Below are 16,243 nucleotides of genomic sequence, written 5' to 3'. Positions count from 1 at the left end.
GATTAAATCGTATTCTATAATCGGGAAATACGTCACTATTTCTCGATTTTTTTTGCAATACGTTTTTATTCAATTAATAATTTTATATTAAAAATTTATATCATAGGCATTACTTTGATTTAATGGTTTGGTGGTTAATAAAATTATCATTTGTTTATTGTTATTCTATTTTCTTCTATTGTAAAAGAAAATTCTTCACTACTCTGAAAAGATATTAGTATTTGTTCTATAGTTTCTGTATCAAATTTTGCTAAAAAACGTTTTTCATTTAGTGAACTATAATTATTTGTAATAACGACATCATAATTTCTTTCTAATATTTTAATAATTTCAGAAAATGGTTTCATTTTAAATAACAACTCTCCTTTAGTCCAAGCAGTGTACTCACTAACATCAACTTCTTTTACATCAATACTCTGTTGAGATTTATTCAAAGTAAATTTATAACCTGGCTGTAATACAGTAGAAGTATTTGTATCAAATTTCTCATCTACTTTATAAACTCCAACTGATCCTTCTACCAAAACAGTATTCATTTCATTATCTTCTCTGTAAGAATTAACATTAAATTTAGTCCCCAAAGCTTGAACATTTACATCTTGGGTATTTACAATAAAGGGATGTTGTTTATCTTTTGCTATTACAAAATATGCTTCACCACTTAAAAATACTTTTCGATCTTTACCTTTTAAAAACTTCACTGGATATTTTAATGTACTGCCAGCATTTAAATGAACCATACTCCCATCGGATAAAACAAGTTGAAGTTTTTTACCATAAGGAATAGACACCTCATTATATACAAGTTTCTTATCATTTACTTTAGTATTCTTATATTCGAGTTTATCATCCTGATATACACTTACTACTGTTCCTTCTTTATTTACTATTTTTTCATTGTTATTCTCTCGAATAATTTTTATATCTCCATTTTCTAACTTTAAAGTAATCTCATTATCTTCGGTAACTACTTCATTAGAAGTGTTTAAAAGAAATAAACTACTAAGTCCAACCACGCCCACAAAAATAGCAGCCCATTTATACCACTTTTTATAACGATTTTTTTGTTTACTAATAGATTTCATCAATGTCGTATATTCGTGTTCAACATCTACATCTTGTAACGCATAATTTAGATCATAATATTGTAGTATATATGCTTTAAAAATTTCTTTATTTTCATCTTTTCTTAACCAATTAGATAAATCCATCATTTCTGATGAGCTAATTGTATTGGTCAAATATTTTTCAATTAATTTTTTCAAGTTTCTTCTTTTTTTTCAACACTAACTACCTATTCTTTATTAATTAAACGTATGGTCTATCAAAAACCCTTAAAAGAAAATTCTTTTTTTTTTTTGCATATTTGTAATTCACATTTCAGGAATAACGTTGAATTTAGCATGAATGACAGTAGTTTGGTTTTAAAAATTAAGAAAAATGATGAAGATGCATTTAAATTAATTTTCAATGAATTGTATAAGCCTTTATTAGCTTACGTAACCACTTTAACATACGACACAGAAAAAGCTAAGGATATTGTTCAGAATTCTTTTATTATTTTATGGAATAAACGAGAAATTTTATCTGAAGAGTCTTCTCTAAAAAATTACCTTTTCACAGTTTGCTACAGATTGTATATTGATCAATACCGTAAAGATCAAATAAGAAACAAGGTAATCGATGAATTAAAACTAAGTGTTTTAAAAAATCAAATCGAATACAATGATTCTACAGAACGGCAATTAAGGGTAAAAAAGATTCTAGCAGTTATTGAAGAACTTCCCCCACGCTGCAAACAGATTTTATTGCTAAATAAAAGAGATGGGGTAAAGTATAAAGAAATTGCTGAAAAATTGGATGTATCTGTAAAAACTGTTGAATCTCAAATGCGAATAGCTTTTCAAAAAATTAGAGATAGTTTTAAAAATGAGAAAATCATTTTATTTATTTCAATGTTAAAAAAACGTTCATTAAAATATTTGGACTAAAAAGAGGTATTTCTAACGAAGTGCAAATTCTTTTCTTTCATCACTCCTTATTACCATTTCCCATATATTGTTATCCTAAATAATAATAGATGATTTATAAGAAATAAAAAAAGGAATCAACATTATAAAAATGAAGATTCCTTTTTGGTGGGCGCGAAGGGATTCGAACCCCTGACCCCTTGGGTGTAAACCAAGTGCTCTGAACCAACTGAGCTACGCGCCCGCTATCTTGCGATTGCGGATGCAAATATAAGACAGTTTTATAGTCTACCAAAAGAATTTTAAAGAAAAATTAAATTATTTCTGCAACAACAAATGTACTTCCTCCCACATAAACAACATCTTTCTCTGTAGCCTGCTGTAACGCAGCTTTATACGCTTCTGCAACCGAGCTATACCCTTCTCCTATTAAGTTAAATTTTAAAGCTTCTTTTTTTAATTTTTTCTCATCAAGCCCTCTTAAAATATCAGGTTGAGAAAAATAATATCGGGCTTGCTCAGGAAATAATGGCAAAATAGTATCTAAATCTTTATCGTCAACCACTCCTAATACTATATGAAGATGATCATATTCTTCTTCAATCAATTGTTTCATCACTACCTTCAATCCATCTTCATTATGAGCAGTATCACATATTACTTTAGGTTTTTCTTGTAATATCTGCCATCTTCCTAACAAATGAGTATTTTTTACTACATTCTGAAGTCCTTTCTTAATATCATTTTCAGATATACTCCACCCATTTGATTTAATTAAATCTACAGTTTGTAAAACAGTCTTTATATTTTCTTTTTGATAACTTCCTTTTAGATCAGACGAATATATTGTACCATTACAGTCTTCGGCAAAATACAGAGGACTTTGGGATGCGTTAGCGGCCTCTATAAAAACTTTTGAGGTCTCTTCTACATTCCTTCCTATAACAACTGGCACACCTTCTTTAATGATCCCTGCTTTTTCTGAAGCTATCGCAGCTAAAGTATTTCCCAAAAAACGAGTATGATCTAATCCTATATTAGTAATTACAGAAATTTCTGGAGTAATAATATTAGTAGAATCCAACCTTCCCCCTAACCCAACTTCTACAACTGCTATATCTACCTTAGATTCTGCAAAATACTGAAATGCCATTCCTACGGTCATTTCAAAAAAAGAAAGTTGATTCGATTCGAGATAAGGTTGATGTTTTGAAATAAAATCAATCACATATTCTTCAGATATAGTAACTCCGTTAATTCGAATGCGTTCTCTAAAATCTTTGAGATGTGGTGAAGTATACAATCCTACTTTATAACCTGCTTCCTGCAGTATTGAAGCTAGCATATGACTAGTAGAGCCTTTACCATTTGTTCCTGCTACGTGTATACTCTTAAATTTGGTTTCGGGATTTCCTAAATATGCTGCTAATTGTATTGTATTATGAAGATCTACTTTGTATGCACTGGCACCCTGGCGCTGATACATTGGTAATTGGGTAAACATCCAATCGAGGGTCTCCCTATAGTTCATTCTTTATATTATTCAGAAAGTTTAAACTGATAAATAATTGTTCCTACTTGTTTTGCCGGAGCTTTAGAATCGCTATTAAACCGTGTAGCCAAGGCTGCTCTTTTTGCTGGCCCCATTAAGCACGAAGCACTATTGGTCGTTCCTTTAACTCCTGGGGTGGCTCTAATCACTTTTCCGCTTTGGTTAACTTCTATTTTTACCACCACAATGCCTGATTCATTACAATCCTGAACAAATTTTTCTTTATTAAGAGCTTTTCTACCGCCTAATCGATAATTACCGTCTCCATCTAATCCTTTACCAGTTCCGTAGTATGATCTGGCATTAGGATCTCCATCCGGGCTTCCTTTATCTCCTGGTGATTTATCATCGCCTTCTCCTCCCTTTGCTTTACCATCATTCTTTGGGCCGTTAGAAAAACTATTTAGAATATCTAAAGTAGATTTATCTGGTTTTGGATCTGGTTTTTTTTCTTCTACCTTTTTAACGGGCTTTTCTTTTGTTGTATTTTTTGAAGGCTTCTGGTCCGAAGGTTTCGGTTTTTCTTTAGGCTTCTCTGTCTTTTTTTTAGGCTTCTTTTTTGGTTTTTTTTCTATCACAGGTGCATCTTCGAGCTCTTGAGTAACCACTTTATCTTTTATTTGAGGAGATTCTTCTTGTGGCTCTGGAGTCGACGATGTTGTTTCTGGAGTAGTTTGCCTGGGTGAGGATTTAATAGGTTTATTAGGCTGGATTTTACCCGAACCGGTTGCTGTGGTCCCAAAATTTACAGCAATACCACCTTCCTCTTCAGGCTCCATATAATTTAAGCTCAGATAAAACAATAAAAAGATAATCGCTACGTGTACTAGTATCGTAAGCACAAAGGATTTCTTTTTATGTTTTGTATCCAGCTTTATCATTTTTATTCGGGCCTAACGGCTAATATTACTTTAAATTTATTTCTATTGGCAATATCCATTACACCAACTGCCTTTTCTATAGGAACTCCTTCTTCGGCTCTTAGAATAATGGTAGGTTCATTTTTTCCTTGTAATCGTGATAATAAAGTAGATTCTAAACTACTTTGGCTTATACGCTCTTCATCGATATAGTATTGTAATTTATTAGTAATACTTACCGATATATTTTGTGCATTAGAACTCTTTCCTTTGGCTTTTGGTAATATTAAATCCAAGGCTTCTGGAGTAATTGCAGGAGATGTTAGTAAAAAGAAAACTAATAACAGAAATACAATATCTGTCATAGAAGACATACTAAACTCTGGGCTAACTTTATTTCTTCCTCTTAAATTCATATTACGCAGGTTCGTTTAACAAGTCTAAGAAATCTACAGCATTAGCTTCCATACTGTGAATCACTTTATCTGTTCGAACCACCAAATGATTATACCCTATATAGGCTACAATCCCAACTACTAGTCCACCAACAGTTGTTGTCATTGCCGTATAAATACCTTCGGCCAAAACACCCATATCTGCTGTTCCTGAACTCGATGCCAGATTATGAAATGCCAAAATCATACCAATTACTGTTCCCAGGAAACCAATCATAGGAGCAGCTCCTGCTACTGTAGCTAGAATACTAACATTTTTTTCTAATTTATATACTTCAAGTCTACCAGCATTTTCGATCGCTTTATTAATATCTTCTAACGAATGACCTATTCTCGAAATTCCTTTTTCGGTTAACCTTGCAATAGGATTATTTGTCTGCGCACATAAAATTTTTGCGGCTTCAATTTTACCATTCACCACGCTATCTCTAATTTTATCCATAAAACTTTCATCATATTTTGAAGCTGCTTTAATAGCAAAAATTCTTTCAAAATAAATATAAACAGCGACAAATAGTAATACAAAAAGAATCGATATGATTACGATTGCTCCTGTTCCACCACTAAGTAAAAGGTCCATAATGGATAATGTATTTTCTTCTACTTGCGGATCAATTTCTGGGGTATTTTGGGCTAAAGCACCAAGCATTGATAAATACGTCATTTTGATTTTGTTAATTTAGTGTTAGTATACTAACGTTATTTCTGTAGGTTAAGTATATTCTTTATTCTTATAATACATATATAATTCCTAATAAACCAATACCTCCCAGTACTATTGTATACGGAAAAGCCATCTTTACCATTTTGGTATATGACAATCCAATTAACGGTGCCAAGGAAGAGGTTAGTAAAAATAAAAACGCAGCTTGACCATTAGGTGTTGCAACACTAGGTAAATTTGTTCCTGTATTAATTGCAATTGCTAATTTCTCAAATTGTTCTCGTGATATTGCACCATTGTCAAAAGCTTGTTTCACTTCTCCTATGTATACTGTTGCTACAAAAACGTTATCACTAATCATCGATAAAACTCCATTAGCAATATAAAACATAGAAGGTTGTTGACCTGGATCTAAGGATAATGCCCAATCAATAATTGGTTTAAAAAGATGTTGGTCATGTATCATGGCTACTATAACAAAGAAAACCACAATCAAACCTGTAAACGGAAGTGCTTCTTCAAAAGCTTTTCCTAACTGATGCTCTTCTGTAATTCCCATAAAGGCAGTCTGAACAATAATTAATGCCAAGCCTATAAAACCAACAGGTGCCAGGTGCAATGCTAAACCGATAATCAAAAGTATTGCAGATACTGCTTGTACAATTAGTCCATATTTAGATTTATCAGATCTGTTTGCATCTTCGTCTTCGGTATAGCTTTCTATAATTTTTCTGGCTACTTCTGGTAATTTTTCTCCAAAACCAAATGATTTTGTACTTTCTAAAACCATTGTTGTAACCAATCCTGCTCCCAGAACAGGTATTGAAATTGGTGCCATTTTTAAAAAGAATTGTATAAAATCCCACCCCATTCGTTCTCCAATAAGTAAGTTTTGTGGTTCTCCTACCAAGGTACATACGCCTCCTAATGCTGTTCCTACTACCCCGTGCATTACCAAACTTCTTAAGAAACTTCTAAACTGTTCTAAGGTTTCTCCACTCAACTCTTTTCTATCCAGAACTCCACTCTCGTCAAAATCTCCAGATCCAGAATGAATTTTATGATATACTCCATAAAACCCTACAGCAACACTTATTAAAACAGCCGTTACTGTTAGAGCATCCAGAAATGCTGAAAGTACTGCCGCTAGAAATACAAATAATAGCGACAATACCATCTTGGATTTTATTTTGGTAAATACTTTACTAAAAATGTACATCAGTAAGGGCTTCATAAAATAAATCCCTGCAACCATAAAAACCAATAGTAAAACTACCTCTAAGTTCTGATCTACTTCATGATACGCTTTTTTTGGCGTTGTGAGATTTAATGCCAGAATTTCTATCGCTAATAACCCTCCTGATTGTAACGGATAGCATTTAAGCGCCATGGCAAGGGTAAAAATAAACTCTGCTATAAACAACCACGCGGTTACCGTGGGTCCTAAAAGGAAATAAGAAAATACATTAAAAATCAAAAATCCGATCATTATGGTTTTAAACCATTTCGGACTGCTTCCTAAAAAATACTTGAACATAATTTTACTTGGTTAATACAATTAATATTATATCAGCTGTCTGAGAGCTATCTCAAACGCTGTTTTACTGATATTGGTTTCTGTTTGTTTTTCATTATATGTATCCTGAATCGCTTTCTTAATAGTTTCTGAAGTGTCCTTAAAAATAGCTTCATCAGTCATTTGCACTTTTCGCTCCATAAAATAAGCAAAAACTCTTGCCATTCCACAGTTAGAAATAAAATCCGGGATCAAACTTACTCGCTCATCGGTATATTCCATTATTGGTCCAAAAAATATTTCGCTATCTGCAAAAGGCACATTGGCTCCACATGAAATAACTTCTAAACCAGAATCAATCATTTTGGTAATTTGATCTTTGGTAATCAATCTGGATGCTGCGCAAGGAGCAAAGATTTCGGTTTGTAAAGACCATATTCTTTCATTCATTTCATCAAAAGGAATGCGTTGTTCACTATACAACTTATTGCCTCTCTTATTTAAGTACAATTCTTTTATTTCTTCAAACGAAAAGCCATCTTCGTTTATGAGTCCTCCGGCATGATCAATTATCCCTACAATCTTTGCTCCCATCTCAGAAAGATAGTATGCTGCTGCAGATCCTACATTACCAAAACCTTGTACTACTGCTTTTTTTCCTTTTACTTCGCCCCCGTAAATAGTATAATAGTGCCGTACAGCCTCTGCTACTCCATATCCTGTAATCATATCTGCCACAGTATATTTTTTGGTAACATCGGGAGAAAACATAGTATTTTCTAATACCTTAATAACACCCTGGCGCAGTTGCCCTATTCTATTTATTTTATCGGCTTCGGTAGGTTGAAAATGACCATTAAATACTCCTTCTTGAGGGTGCCAAACTCCACATTCTTCGGTTATAGGTATAACTTCATGGATCTCATCTACATTAAGATCTCCTCCTGTACCATAATAACTTTTTAGCAAAGGAGATACAGCTTTATACCATCGTTTAAGAACTCCTTTTTTGCGGGGATCATCGGGATCAAAATTAATACCCGACTTTGCTCCTCCTATTGCCGGGCCAGATACTGTAAATTTGACTTCCATTGTTTTTGCTAAAGAAAGGACCTCATTCATATCTAATCCTTTACGCATTCTGGTTCCTCCGCCTGCAGCACCACCTCTCAATGAATTTATAACTGTCCACCCTTCTGCTTCAGTTTCAGCATCTTTCCAATTAAAAACTATTTCGGGTGTTTTATTTTCGTATTTATTTAATAACTCTTTCATTCTTAAAATTTCAATTTATTGAATAACCAATTGTGTTTTTAAAAAACATTTCAAAAAACAACATACTTATTTTATCCTATCTTTTTAATTAAAAATAATCCTCCATTACGGAGGTTAGAGTTGAGTCATATTACCAGATATTACAATAAATCGAACTATAGTCAAAATTCGACTTCACAAATATAAAAAACTAAACATGGCAAAAGCTTAAATAAAAATAAAATTATGGTAATTAAGTAGTAGTTTTTTTACTTCAAAAAAAATAATCTACGGTATTTTTATATCCCTTATAAAAATCTTCTAAACTTTATCTTAAAAAATGATTATCTCAAAAAATCAAAAAAACAGTAAAACTATCATATTATAGCTTATATTTGTAGAATTAATAACAAAATCGTGATTATCTCGATTTATTTTCATTGAAAGTGAAAATTTCGTGTTATGCACGCACAGTAAATTATAAAGAAAATTATGGACTTCAAATTATCCGAAGAGCAGTTAATGATACGCGACGCAGCTCGTGATTTTGCTAAAACAGAACTATTACCAGGTGTAATCGAACGTGATAACAAACAAGAATTTCCTAAAGAACAGGTAAAAAGAATGGGAGAACTTGGGTTTTTAGGGATGATGGCCTCTCCAGAGTATGGTGGTGGTGGAATGGATACAATTTCTTATGTTTTGGCAATGGAAGAGTTATCTAAAGTAGATGCTTCTTGTTCTGTAATTGTATCGGTAAACAATTCTTTGGTATGTTGGGGTCTTGATACTTATGGAAATGCTGAGCAAAAAGAAAAATATCTAACTAAGCTTGCTACAGGCGAATCTATAGGAGCTTTTTGTCTATCTGAACCCGAAGCTGGTAGTGATGCTACTTCTCAAAAAACAACGGCTATTGACAAAGGGGATCACTATGTACTAAACGGAACAAAAAACTGGATTACTAATGGTAATTCTGCTGATTATTATTTGGTTATTGCTCAAACAGATAGAGAAAAAAGGCATAAAGGTATCAATGCTTTTATTGTTGAAAAAGGATGGGAAGGATTTGAAGTTGGACCAAAAGAAGATAAACTAGGAATCAGAGGAAGTGACACACATTCTCTTATATTTAATGATGTAAAAGTTCCTAAGGAAAATCGAATTGGAGAAGATGGTTTTGGATTTAAGTTTGCTATGAAAACATTGGCTGGAGGTCGTATAGGAATCGCTGCACAAGCATTAGGAATCGCTTCGGGAGCGTATGAATTGGCAAAAGAATATGCTAAGGTTCGTAAAGCTTTTGGAACAGAAATCATGAATCATCAGGCAATTGCTTTTAAGCTTGCCGACATGCATGTACAGATTGAAGCTGCTCGTATGTTAGTTTATAAAGCTGCAATGGACAAAGATAACCATGAAAACTACGATTTATCTGGTGCTATGGCAAAACTAGCTGCGTCGCAAGCTGCAATGGATGTTAGTATAGAAGCAGTACAAATTCATGGAGGTAATGGTTTTGTTAAAGAATATCACGTAGAACGATTAATGAGAGATGCAAAAATCACTCAGATTTATGAAGGTACCAGTGAAATACAGAAGATTGTAATTTCAAGAAGTATTCTTAGAGATTAATTAGTTAAAACTCTCTAATAAAAAAGCCCAGTTTGTAAAATTACGAACTGGGCTTTTGTGTTATTTATTTTAGCTTAGATTAGTTATATCATTACTATTTTCTAATCTAACTATCTGTCTTCTCAATATTACAAGGAGGATTAGAATCACAACCATTACTATTACAAAGATTAATTATGGAATCATAGGTATCTTGAAAACCACCACCTCTCACATTATATTTCATCGGGTTATCTAATTTTGTTATTTTAATTTTTTGAAGATTGATTTTAATTTTGTTCTTTCTTTTCATGGTTTCTCTTGTATTAATGGATGCATCAAAAGTAATGAAGAAACAATCTTGTAGTGTCTATTAAAAATCATTACAGGTCAAAATTTATAAATCTTTACCTTATTTCATTACAAATACAAGCCTCCCTAAACTAATTTCCATACTTTTTCATAAACTCTGCGGGATTACATCCTTTTTGTTTAGAAAAAGCTGTGACAAAAGATTGTAGATTATTAAAACCAACTTCTTTTGCCATTGATCTGATCGAGTAGTGTTTAAAATTTTTATTTTGTTCTATCTGTTGTATGCAATATTCAATTCTTAAATCATTAATATAATTTGCGAAGTTTTTTTGCTTCTCCATGTTGATCACCTTAGATAAATAGGTAGAATTTGTTTTTAAGTTTTTCGAAACCTTATTTAAAGTAAGATCATTTTTTAAATATCCTTTATTATCTTCAAAATCGTTCAACTTCTCAAGTATTTCTTTTTTCAATTTAGTTGAAAAATCCTTACTTGACTTCACAATCTTCCTCTCTTTATTCTCTAAAACTTTAACCTTCTCTAACTCTCTATTTAATTGAATTTTATAATTATTTTTTCTTTTCTTAGAAAAATAGATATATAAAGAACTTACAATTATGATCAAAAAGACACTAAACGCTATTGACTTATAAGTTAAAACTTTATTGTTATTTCTAATTTCACTTATCAAGTGATCTTTATCTTTTATCAACTGTGGTATATCGTACTTTTTTACAATAGAATGATTTAATCGGCTATATTTTATACTAGAGGCGTTTTCATACCGTAACAGTTTTTTCATTATTTCTAACTGATTCCTTTGATCTTTATTCTTTTTATAGTGATCAAGCAATAATGTAAACGCTTCTCTTATTTCTAATCTATAATTTGACTCATTAGTAATTTCATCTACTTTCTTTAAATATTGTAATGCTTTTCGCTCTTCTTTTAGTTGCAAATAGGTTTTCCCCAAATACAGATATCCTTTTCTTACATTTACATCATTGACATCTTCTTCAGATAAAATTAATGCTTTATCTAAACTATCGATAGCCGATTGGTATTCTTCTCTATAATAACTATTGATTCCGTAAGCAAATAAAAGATTCGGGTAATGATGCTTATAAGCATTAGACAGGCTAGCTTTTATTCCTTTTTTAAGATAAAAGTATGCCGAATCATAGTGCTTAAGTCGATTATAACTATCAGACAATTTATACAACGTAGCTATATAAATCTGACTGCGTCTTAAAACACTATTCTCCTGTTTCATTAAATAATTATAATTCTCTTTATACACCAATAGTGCTTCTTTCTCTTTTCCCAGGATGGTTTTTAACAATGCAATATTATGTTTTAAACCAATCAATTGTCGTTTATTGTTATTCTTTTCTGCATATTCTTTAGCAATTAAATATGCTTCTAATGCTTCATCGTGCTGTTCTATGGTACTTAATATATTTCCCTTTATCATATATCCTGTAGAAGGATAATGGTTATTTCGTAACTTTTTTGTTATTTCAATTATAGAATCTGCATACTGTAATGATATTTCAGGTTGTTTTTTGTAGATAGAAAGAAACATTTGATATCCATCTGCTACCCTCTCATTATTAATCTGTTTTTTCGCTTTAAAAATATAAGTATCTGCAAGTTTTCGTTTATAAACAGAATCGAGGTCTTTCCCTTTCCAAAACTCAATTGTTAATTCTCTTAATGTTTTATTCTTTAATGAATCTGCATCAACAATTTTCTGTTCAGTTTGTAATGGTGATGTTGTGTGTAATGAAGGGATATAAGATATTAATATTACCAATAAACCGATCCATTTCATATATAAGTAGATTAAAAAGGGCATGTATGTTTAATAAACAAACTTACAAAGAATAAAAAACTTCAAAAAAGTAGTTATCCTGGCAATTACAAAAAAAGAACCTAAGTATAAAAACGTAGGTTAAAATTTATAAATCGATAAGGTAAAATTTATAAATGCTAACCAGAGCACCTTGAAAAACTACTAGCTCTGTCTATATATTTGTTTCAATCAAACTCAATCAAAAAATAAACAAATAACGATGCACAGTTAACTTTATACTGTTTTTGTTCTAAGAATAAGTCGTAAAGCCATGAACGACTCAAAAAAAATTATGGCGTTAATAAACCAAACTTTATATTATGTTAAAAAATATCTTAGCTTTAAGCAACACACTTAGCAGAGAAGAACAAAAGTTAATAAACGGAGGAGCTGCTACTGCACTTCAGCTTGCAGGTGACGGCGATAAACAAGTAGGCGAATTATGCCTGCAAGGATCATCATTACCACATTTATCCTGTGGACCTGGTTTATCCTGTGTTGGAGGCCGTGTTGGATTATGTGCTGTAGAAGTTTAATTAGCACAAGCACATATAAATATCAAAAGGTTCATCTTATGTAGATGAACCTTTTTTTGAAGATCATATAAAACGCTTTATCTATTCCAATCCATATCAACATAGTGTTTCTCTATATATTCTTTAAGGATAGCAATATCCTCTTTTGATGTTAGATCCGGGACATGTTCTGATATTGGTATCCCGATTACCGATGCAGAGTGCTCTTTTACCATATTTAATAGCGCTGTGGGAAGTTCTTTTTCATTCCTTTTTTCATTAACCGGGCAATTCACTACATACTCCTGAAACATTGCTCCATCAAACTTAAAAATATTCATACTTACCCTCAGTTTACCAGATTCATCTTTATAGAGTTCACTGTCCTGGACTGATGGTTTTTCAATAATATCCTTCAAAAACCCTTCTTCATCCAAAGATACCAGAGCAAACCGAGCTATACGTTGTAAACTAAACTGTAATGCATCTCTATCATAACTCACAAAAGCATTTGCATGATCTGTACAGCGTAAAGCCTTTAAGGCAACCTCAGAATACAGATTATCACTGTTACAAACAGTATAGGTTTCGGTATTCAATTCTGGATATTGTGTAATCGCCTGATGTAAAGCATCTGCAGTCCCAAAAGGTTTTTCTCTATTTTTTGGGATATACTGTATTGCATAATTAATAGTGAGGCCATGAAAGCTATTTCCCTTAAGATTATCTCCGTAGAACTCTTTTATCAGGTTTTCTTTTTCTCCGATAACAATGAATACATGTTTATACCCTGCCTGTTTAGCATTATACAAAAGGTAATCCATCACAGGTCTCCCGCTTGTATCTATACTAATAAGAGATTTTGATCGCGTATTAGCTTGCGCTGTTAGATCAGTACTCAATCCAGTGTTTATTGCTTTCTTCATTCGCGAGGATGCACCTCCTGCCAAAATGATTAAATTTTCATGCATAATTTCTCTTCGCTTTAAACAACTCTTGCTCCAGAGTCTACATTTACAACATAGGCTGTTTTACCTTCCCGTTTAATAGCTTCTACAACTTGTTGCTCCTTATCTTTTGGAGCTATAGCTACAATACTACCTCCCCCCCCTGATCCAACAATCTTAACCCCATAAGCCCCTGCTTCGATTGCACTATCTACCATTTTATCTATTACAGGAACCGTTATTTTAAGGATATCTTTTAGAATATGGTGGTGTTGATTCATTAAATCTCCTAAATACTTCATATTAGGAACTTCCTTTTTAAATTCTTGTAAAGCTTCAAGTGTTATAGAATGATTTTTTAGGGCCGCAAAGAAATAAGGTTTCAAATCAGATGGAATATATTTTTCATATTCGTCATACTCTTCCAGTAAAGTAGATTTTATATTGAAATCAGGTTTTTTTAGTGTCACGTATTCTATAGCTTTAAGTGCTTTTTCTTTTCGATCTCCCAACGTACCTATGGTTTCTTTTTTCACTCCGGATTCGCCCACAATTAATCCCGGTACCGTATTCTGTATCCTTTCATAAGATGTTTTCTCACTGGTATCGATAAACAAAACTCCTCCCAAGCCAATTGAATATTGATCCATCAATCCTCCTGGTTCATTATGTTCCAGAACTTCGGCTTCATAAGCTATTCTAGAAACCAGTATTGGGGTTACTTCCTGGTTTGCACCAAATGCTTCCAACAGAAATCTTACCCATGCTACTATTAGTGCAGAAGAACTGGAAACTCCTGCATTAAGTGGTAAATCTCCTTTTATCTCTATATCATAACCTTGATCTGGGATGCAGCCATATCGTCTTAGCACTCTAAGAGACGAAGCAAAATAATCCCTGTGCTCGATCTGCTCAAATTTTTCACCTATAAGAATCTCTCTCTCTTCTCCAATATCTGGTAATTTTATCTTGAAAAGAGCGGCTGCATTTTCAATAGCATTTAGTGTGATATATTTATCTATCGCGCATGCAATAACAGGTAATCCAAGATAATCCTGATGATCTCCAAATAAGCAAGTTCTTCCCGGAGATACTATATTTATTTTTTTCAAAATTGCTTTTAAATAATGTATGTTTTATAATAATCCATCTCAATAATCTCTATTAAAACTAATAGGTATCCTTAATCCAGTTGTACGGTTTTCTTTTGACCCACAATCCTCTTGTAAAATCCGGAAAATCCTGTGGTTCTCCATTATTCTCTATAGAGACTTCTGACAGAGGTGTAATTGCACTCCATGCAGCAGCATCATACACATCTAATGGTGGTGCTATATTTTGTTTTGCAGATTCTACAAAAGCATTAATCACAAAAAAATCCATCCCACCATGACCAGCACCCATTGCATGTTCTCCATATTTTTTCCATAAAGGGTGGTCATATTTTGCCAGCCATTCATCTGCCTGATCCCATTTATGTGATTCTGATTTTCCTTCTATATATATTCTATTTCCATCGACCTCCCATAATCCATTAGCTCCTTGAACTCTAAACCCTAATGAATAAGGGCGAGGCAAGTTACAATCATGAGTAACTATGATGGTTTCTCCCATTGTAGTCTCAATGGTTGAAGTAATAACATCCCCTTGTTTAAACTTAACTTTTGCATTTGGATGATTTTCTCCTCCATGTTTTACAATATAATTGTGTAAACCTATGCTTTTTGTTGCATTAGAAGTAATTGATGAAAAACGATTACCTCTATTAATATTACACATTGTAGCCATAGGACCTACACCATGGGTTGGATATACATCTGCATTTCTTACTACCGAGTGCTGTGTTCTCCATTTTGATTCAGAAATACCTTTTTCGCCAAACTCTACTCCTTTTCCATATGCAGTTTTCCCATCATTTAGTTTTACAAATCTCAGATCATGTTGATACCCACATCTAAAATGTACCAACTCTCCAAACACATTTTGTCTAACCATATTTAAGACTGCCAAAATATCTCGTCTGTAGTTAACATTTTCTAAAATCATAAGATGTGTACCTGTAGCTTCATGGGTATTTACCAAATCCCAGCATTCTTCGAGAGTATTAGCAGCAGAAACTTCAAGACCAGTATATTTACCAGCCACCATCGAATCTTTGGCCATCCTGGTATGCCACAACCAGGGAGTAGATATAATCACTGCATCTACATCCTCTAGGTTTAGCAGATTTCTGTAATCATATTCATTTTTGCTAAATACTTTTGGTTTAGTTTTCCCTGCTTTATTGATTGCTTCTAAAGAAAGGTCTATTCGAGCCTGATCAATATCACAAATTGCTGTTACTAACACATCATCTCTTAAAAGAACATTTCTTAAATGATTTGTCCCTCTTAAACCAACACCAATTAACCCTAATTTAAGCTTATCTTTTTGAGTATATCCCTTATTCCCAAAAGTTAAGTTAGGCAATACAGAAATGCCAGCTCCTGCTATTGCTGTTTTTTTAATAAAGTTTCGTCTAGATTTGTGTGTACTCATGATGTTTAGTTTTTCTATTACATTCTTTAAATATAATAGAAAAGCGCATAGTTAAAAAAACCTATACATTTCTTTTTCTCTATCTCTCCAGACTATAAGTTTTTATTTTTTATTTGGTGTTATGTTATTGGATAGATATGATACTTTTGGAAGTATTTTAAGTTAGTTTTAAATCATAAAAAAAACC

The 16,243-nt window shown here is 32.6% G+C and carries 15 protein-coding genes and 1 tRNA gene; 3 read left to right on the top strand and 13 right to left on the bottom strand.

What is annotated here, in order from left to right; translation table 11 throughout:
• Positions 1-146: 146 nt before the first annotated feature.
• Complete coding sequence (locus Z053_RS0122990) at positions 147-1,265, bottom strand: FecR family protein (RefSeq protein ID WP_025667313.1); 1,119 nt, start codon at positions 1,263-1,265, stop codon at positions 147-149.
• A gap of 51 nt (positions 1,266-1,316) precedes the next feature.
• On the opposite strand from Z053_RS0122990, the gene Z053_RS0122985 reads away from it, so the two are divergent.
• Positions 1,317-1,991 carry an RNA polymerase sigma factor gene (locus Z053_RS0122985; protein ID WP_051476128.1) on the top strand — a complete coding sequence of 225 codons (675 nt, stop codon included), beginning with the start codon at positions 1,317-1,319 and terminating at the stop codon, positions 1,989-1,991.
• 145 nt (positions 1,992-2,136) lie between these two features.
• On the opposite strand, the gene Z053_RS0122980 is transcribed toward Z053_RS0122985, so the two are convergent.
• The 7 genes from Z053_RS0122980 to Z053_RS0122950 all read right to left on the bottom strand — a co-directional run bounded on the left by Z053_RS0122980 (position 2,137) and on the right by Z053_RS0122950 (position 8,292).
• Positions 2,137-2,214, bottom strand: a tRNA-Val gene (locus Z053_RS0122980).
• Between the two features lie 69 nt (positions 2,215-2,283).
• A complete protein-coding gene (locus Z053_RS0122975) occupies positions 2,284-3,501 on the bottom strand; it encodes a bifunctional folylpolyglutamate synthase/dihydrofolate synthase (protein WP_025667311.1) in 1,218 nt (405 codons plus the stop codon).
• 8 nt (positions 3,502-3,509) lie between these two features.
• The gene (locus tag Z053_RS0122970; RefSeq protein ID WP_025667310.1) at positions 3,510-4,403 is read right to left on the bottom strand and encodes a hypothetical protein; all 894 of its coding nucleotides are present in this window, start codon (positions 4,401-4,403) and stop codon (positions 3,510-3,512) included.
• 2 nt (positions 4,404-4,405) lie between these two features.
• A complete protein-coding gene (locus Z053_RS0122965; RefSeq protein WP_025667309.1) occupies positions 4,406-4,798 on the bottom strand; it encodes an ExbD/TolR family protein in 393 nt (130 codons plus the stop codon).
• Position 4,799: 1 nt separating this feature from the next.
• Positions 4,800-5,486 (bottom strand): MotA/TolQ/ExbB proton channel family protein, encoded by a 687-nt coding sequence (locus Z053_RS0122960; RefSeq protein ID WP_025667308.1) that lies wholly within the window; start codon positions 5,484-5,486, stop codon positions 4,800-4,802.
• Between the two features lie 82 nt (positions 5,487-5,568).
• Complete coding sequence (nhaB, locus tag Z053_RS0122955; protein ID WP_025667307.1) at positions 5,569-7,038, bottom strand: sodium/proton antiporter NhaB; 1,470 nt, start codon at positions 7,036-7,038, stop codon at positions 5,569-5,571.
• A gap of 27 nt (positions 7,039-7,065) precedes the next feature.
• Positions 7,066-8,292, bottom strand: a complete 1,227-nt coding sequence (locus tag Z053_RS0122950) for a Glu/Leu/Phe/Val dehydrogenase dimerization domain-containing protein (protein ID WP_025667306.1) — start codon at positions 8,290-8,292, stop codon at positions 7,066-7,068.
• Between the two features lie 471 nt (positions 8,293-8,763).
• On the opposite strand from Z053_RS0122950, the gene Z053_RS0122945 reads away from it, so the two are divergent.
• On the top strand, positions 8,764-9,906 hold the full coding sequence (locus Z053_RS0122945; RefSeq protein WP_025667305.1) for an acyl-CoA dehydrogenase: 1,143 nt from the start codon (positions 8,764-8,766) through the stop codon (positions 9,904-9,906).
• A gap of 106 nt (positions 9,907-10,012) precedes the next feature.
• Here the strand turns inward: Z053_RS0122945 and Z053_RS0122940 are convergent, their stop codons facing one another.
• Both Z053_RS0122940 and Z053_RS0122935 read right to left on the bottom strand, forming a co-directional pair.
• Positions 10,013-10,198: a hypothetical protein gene (locus Z053_RS0122940; RefSeq protein ID WP_025667304.1), complete on the bottom strand. Its 186-nt coding sequence runs from the start codon at positions 10,196-10,198 to the stop codon at positions 10,013-10,015.
• Between the two features lie 130 nt (positions 10,199-10,328).
• Positions 10,329-12,035, bottom strand: coding sequence for a helix-turn-helix domain-containing protein (locus Z053_RS0122935; RefSeq protein WP_025667303.1), 1,707 nt, complete (start codon positions 12,033-12,035; stop codon positions 10,329-10,331).
• A gap of 341 nt (positions 12,036-12,376) precedes the next feature.
• Here Z053_RS0122935 and Z053_RS0122930 point away from each other — a divergent pair, with 341 nt between their 5' ends.
• A complete protein-coding gene (locus tag Z053_RS0122930; protein WP_025667302.1) occupies positions 12,377-12,592 on the top strand; it encodes a hypothetical protein in 216 nt (71 codons plus the stop codon).
• Positions 12,593-12,669: 77 nt separating this feature from the next.
• On the opposite strand, the gene Z053_RS0122925 is transcribed toward Z053_RS0122930, so the two are convergent.
• The 3 genes from Z053_RS0122925 to Z053_RS0122915 are packed head-to-tail and all read right to left on the bottom strand — an operon-like array spanning position 12,670 to position 16,056.
• A complete protein-coding gene (locus Z053_RS0122925; RefSeq protein ID WP_025667301.1) occupies positions 12,670-13,542 on the bottom strand; it encodes a sugar phosphate nucleotidyltransferase in 873 nt (290 codons plus the stop codon).
• A gap of 14 nt (positions 13,543-13,556) precedes the next feature.
• A complete protein-coding gene (locus Z053_RS0122920; RefSeq protein ID WP_025667300.1) occupies positions 13,557-14,630 on the bottom strand; it encodes a mevalonate kinase family protein in 1,074 nt (357 codons plus the stop codon).
• A gap of 58 nt (positions 14,631-14,688) precedes the next feature.
• Positions 14,689-16,056 (bottom strand): Gfo/Idh/MocA family protein, encoded by a 1,368-nt coding sequence (locus tag Z053_RS0122915; RefSeq protein WP_025667299.1) that lies wholly within the window; start codon positions 16,054-16,056, stop codon positions 14,689-14,691.
• Positions 16,057-16,243 lie beyond the last annotated feature (187 nt).

The organism is Aquimarina megaterium XH134 (assembly GCF_000520975.1).
GTDB lineage: Bacteria > Bacteroidota > Bacteroidia > Flavobacteriales > Flavobacteriaceae > Aquimarina > Aquimarina megaterium.
Note: the sequence above shows the minus strand (reverse complement) of the source record. Positions and strands in the feature narration are given on the sequence as shown.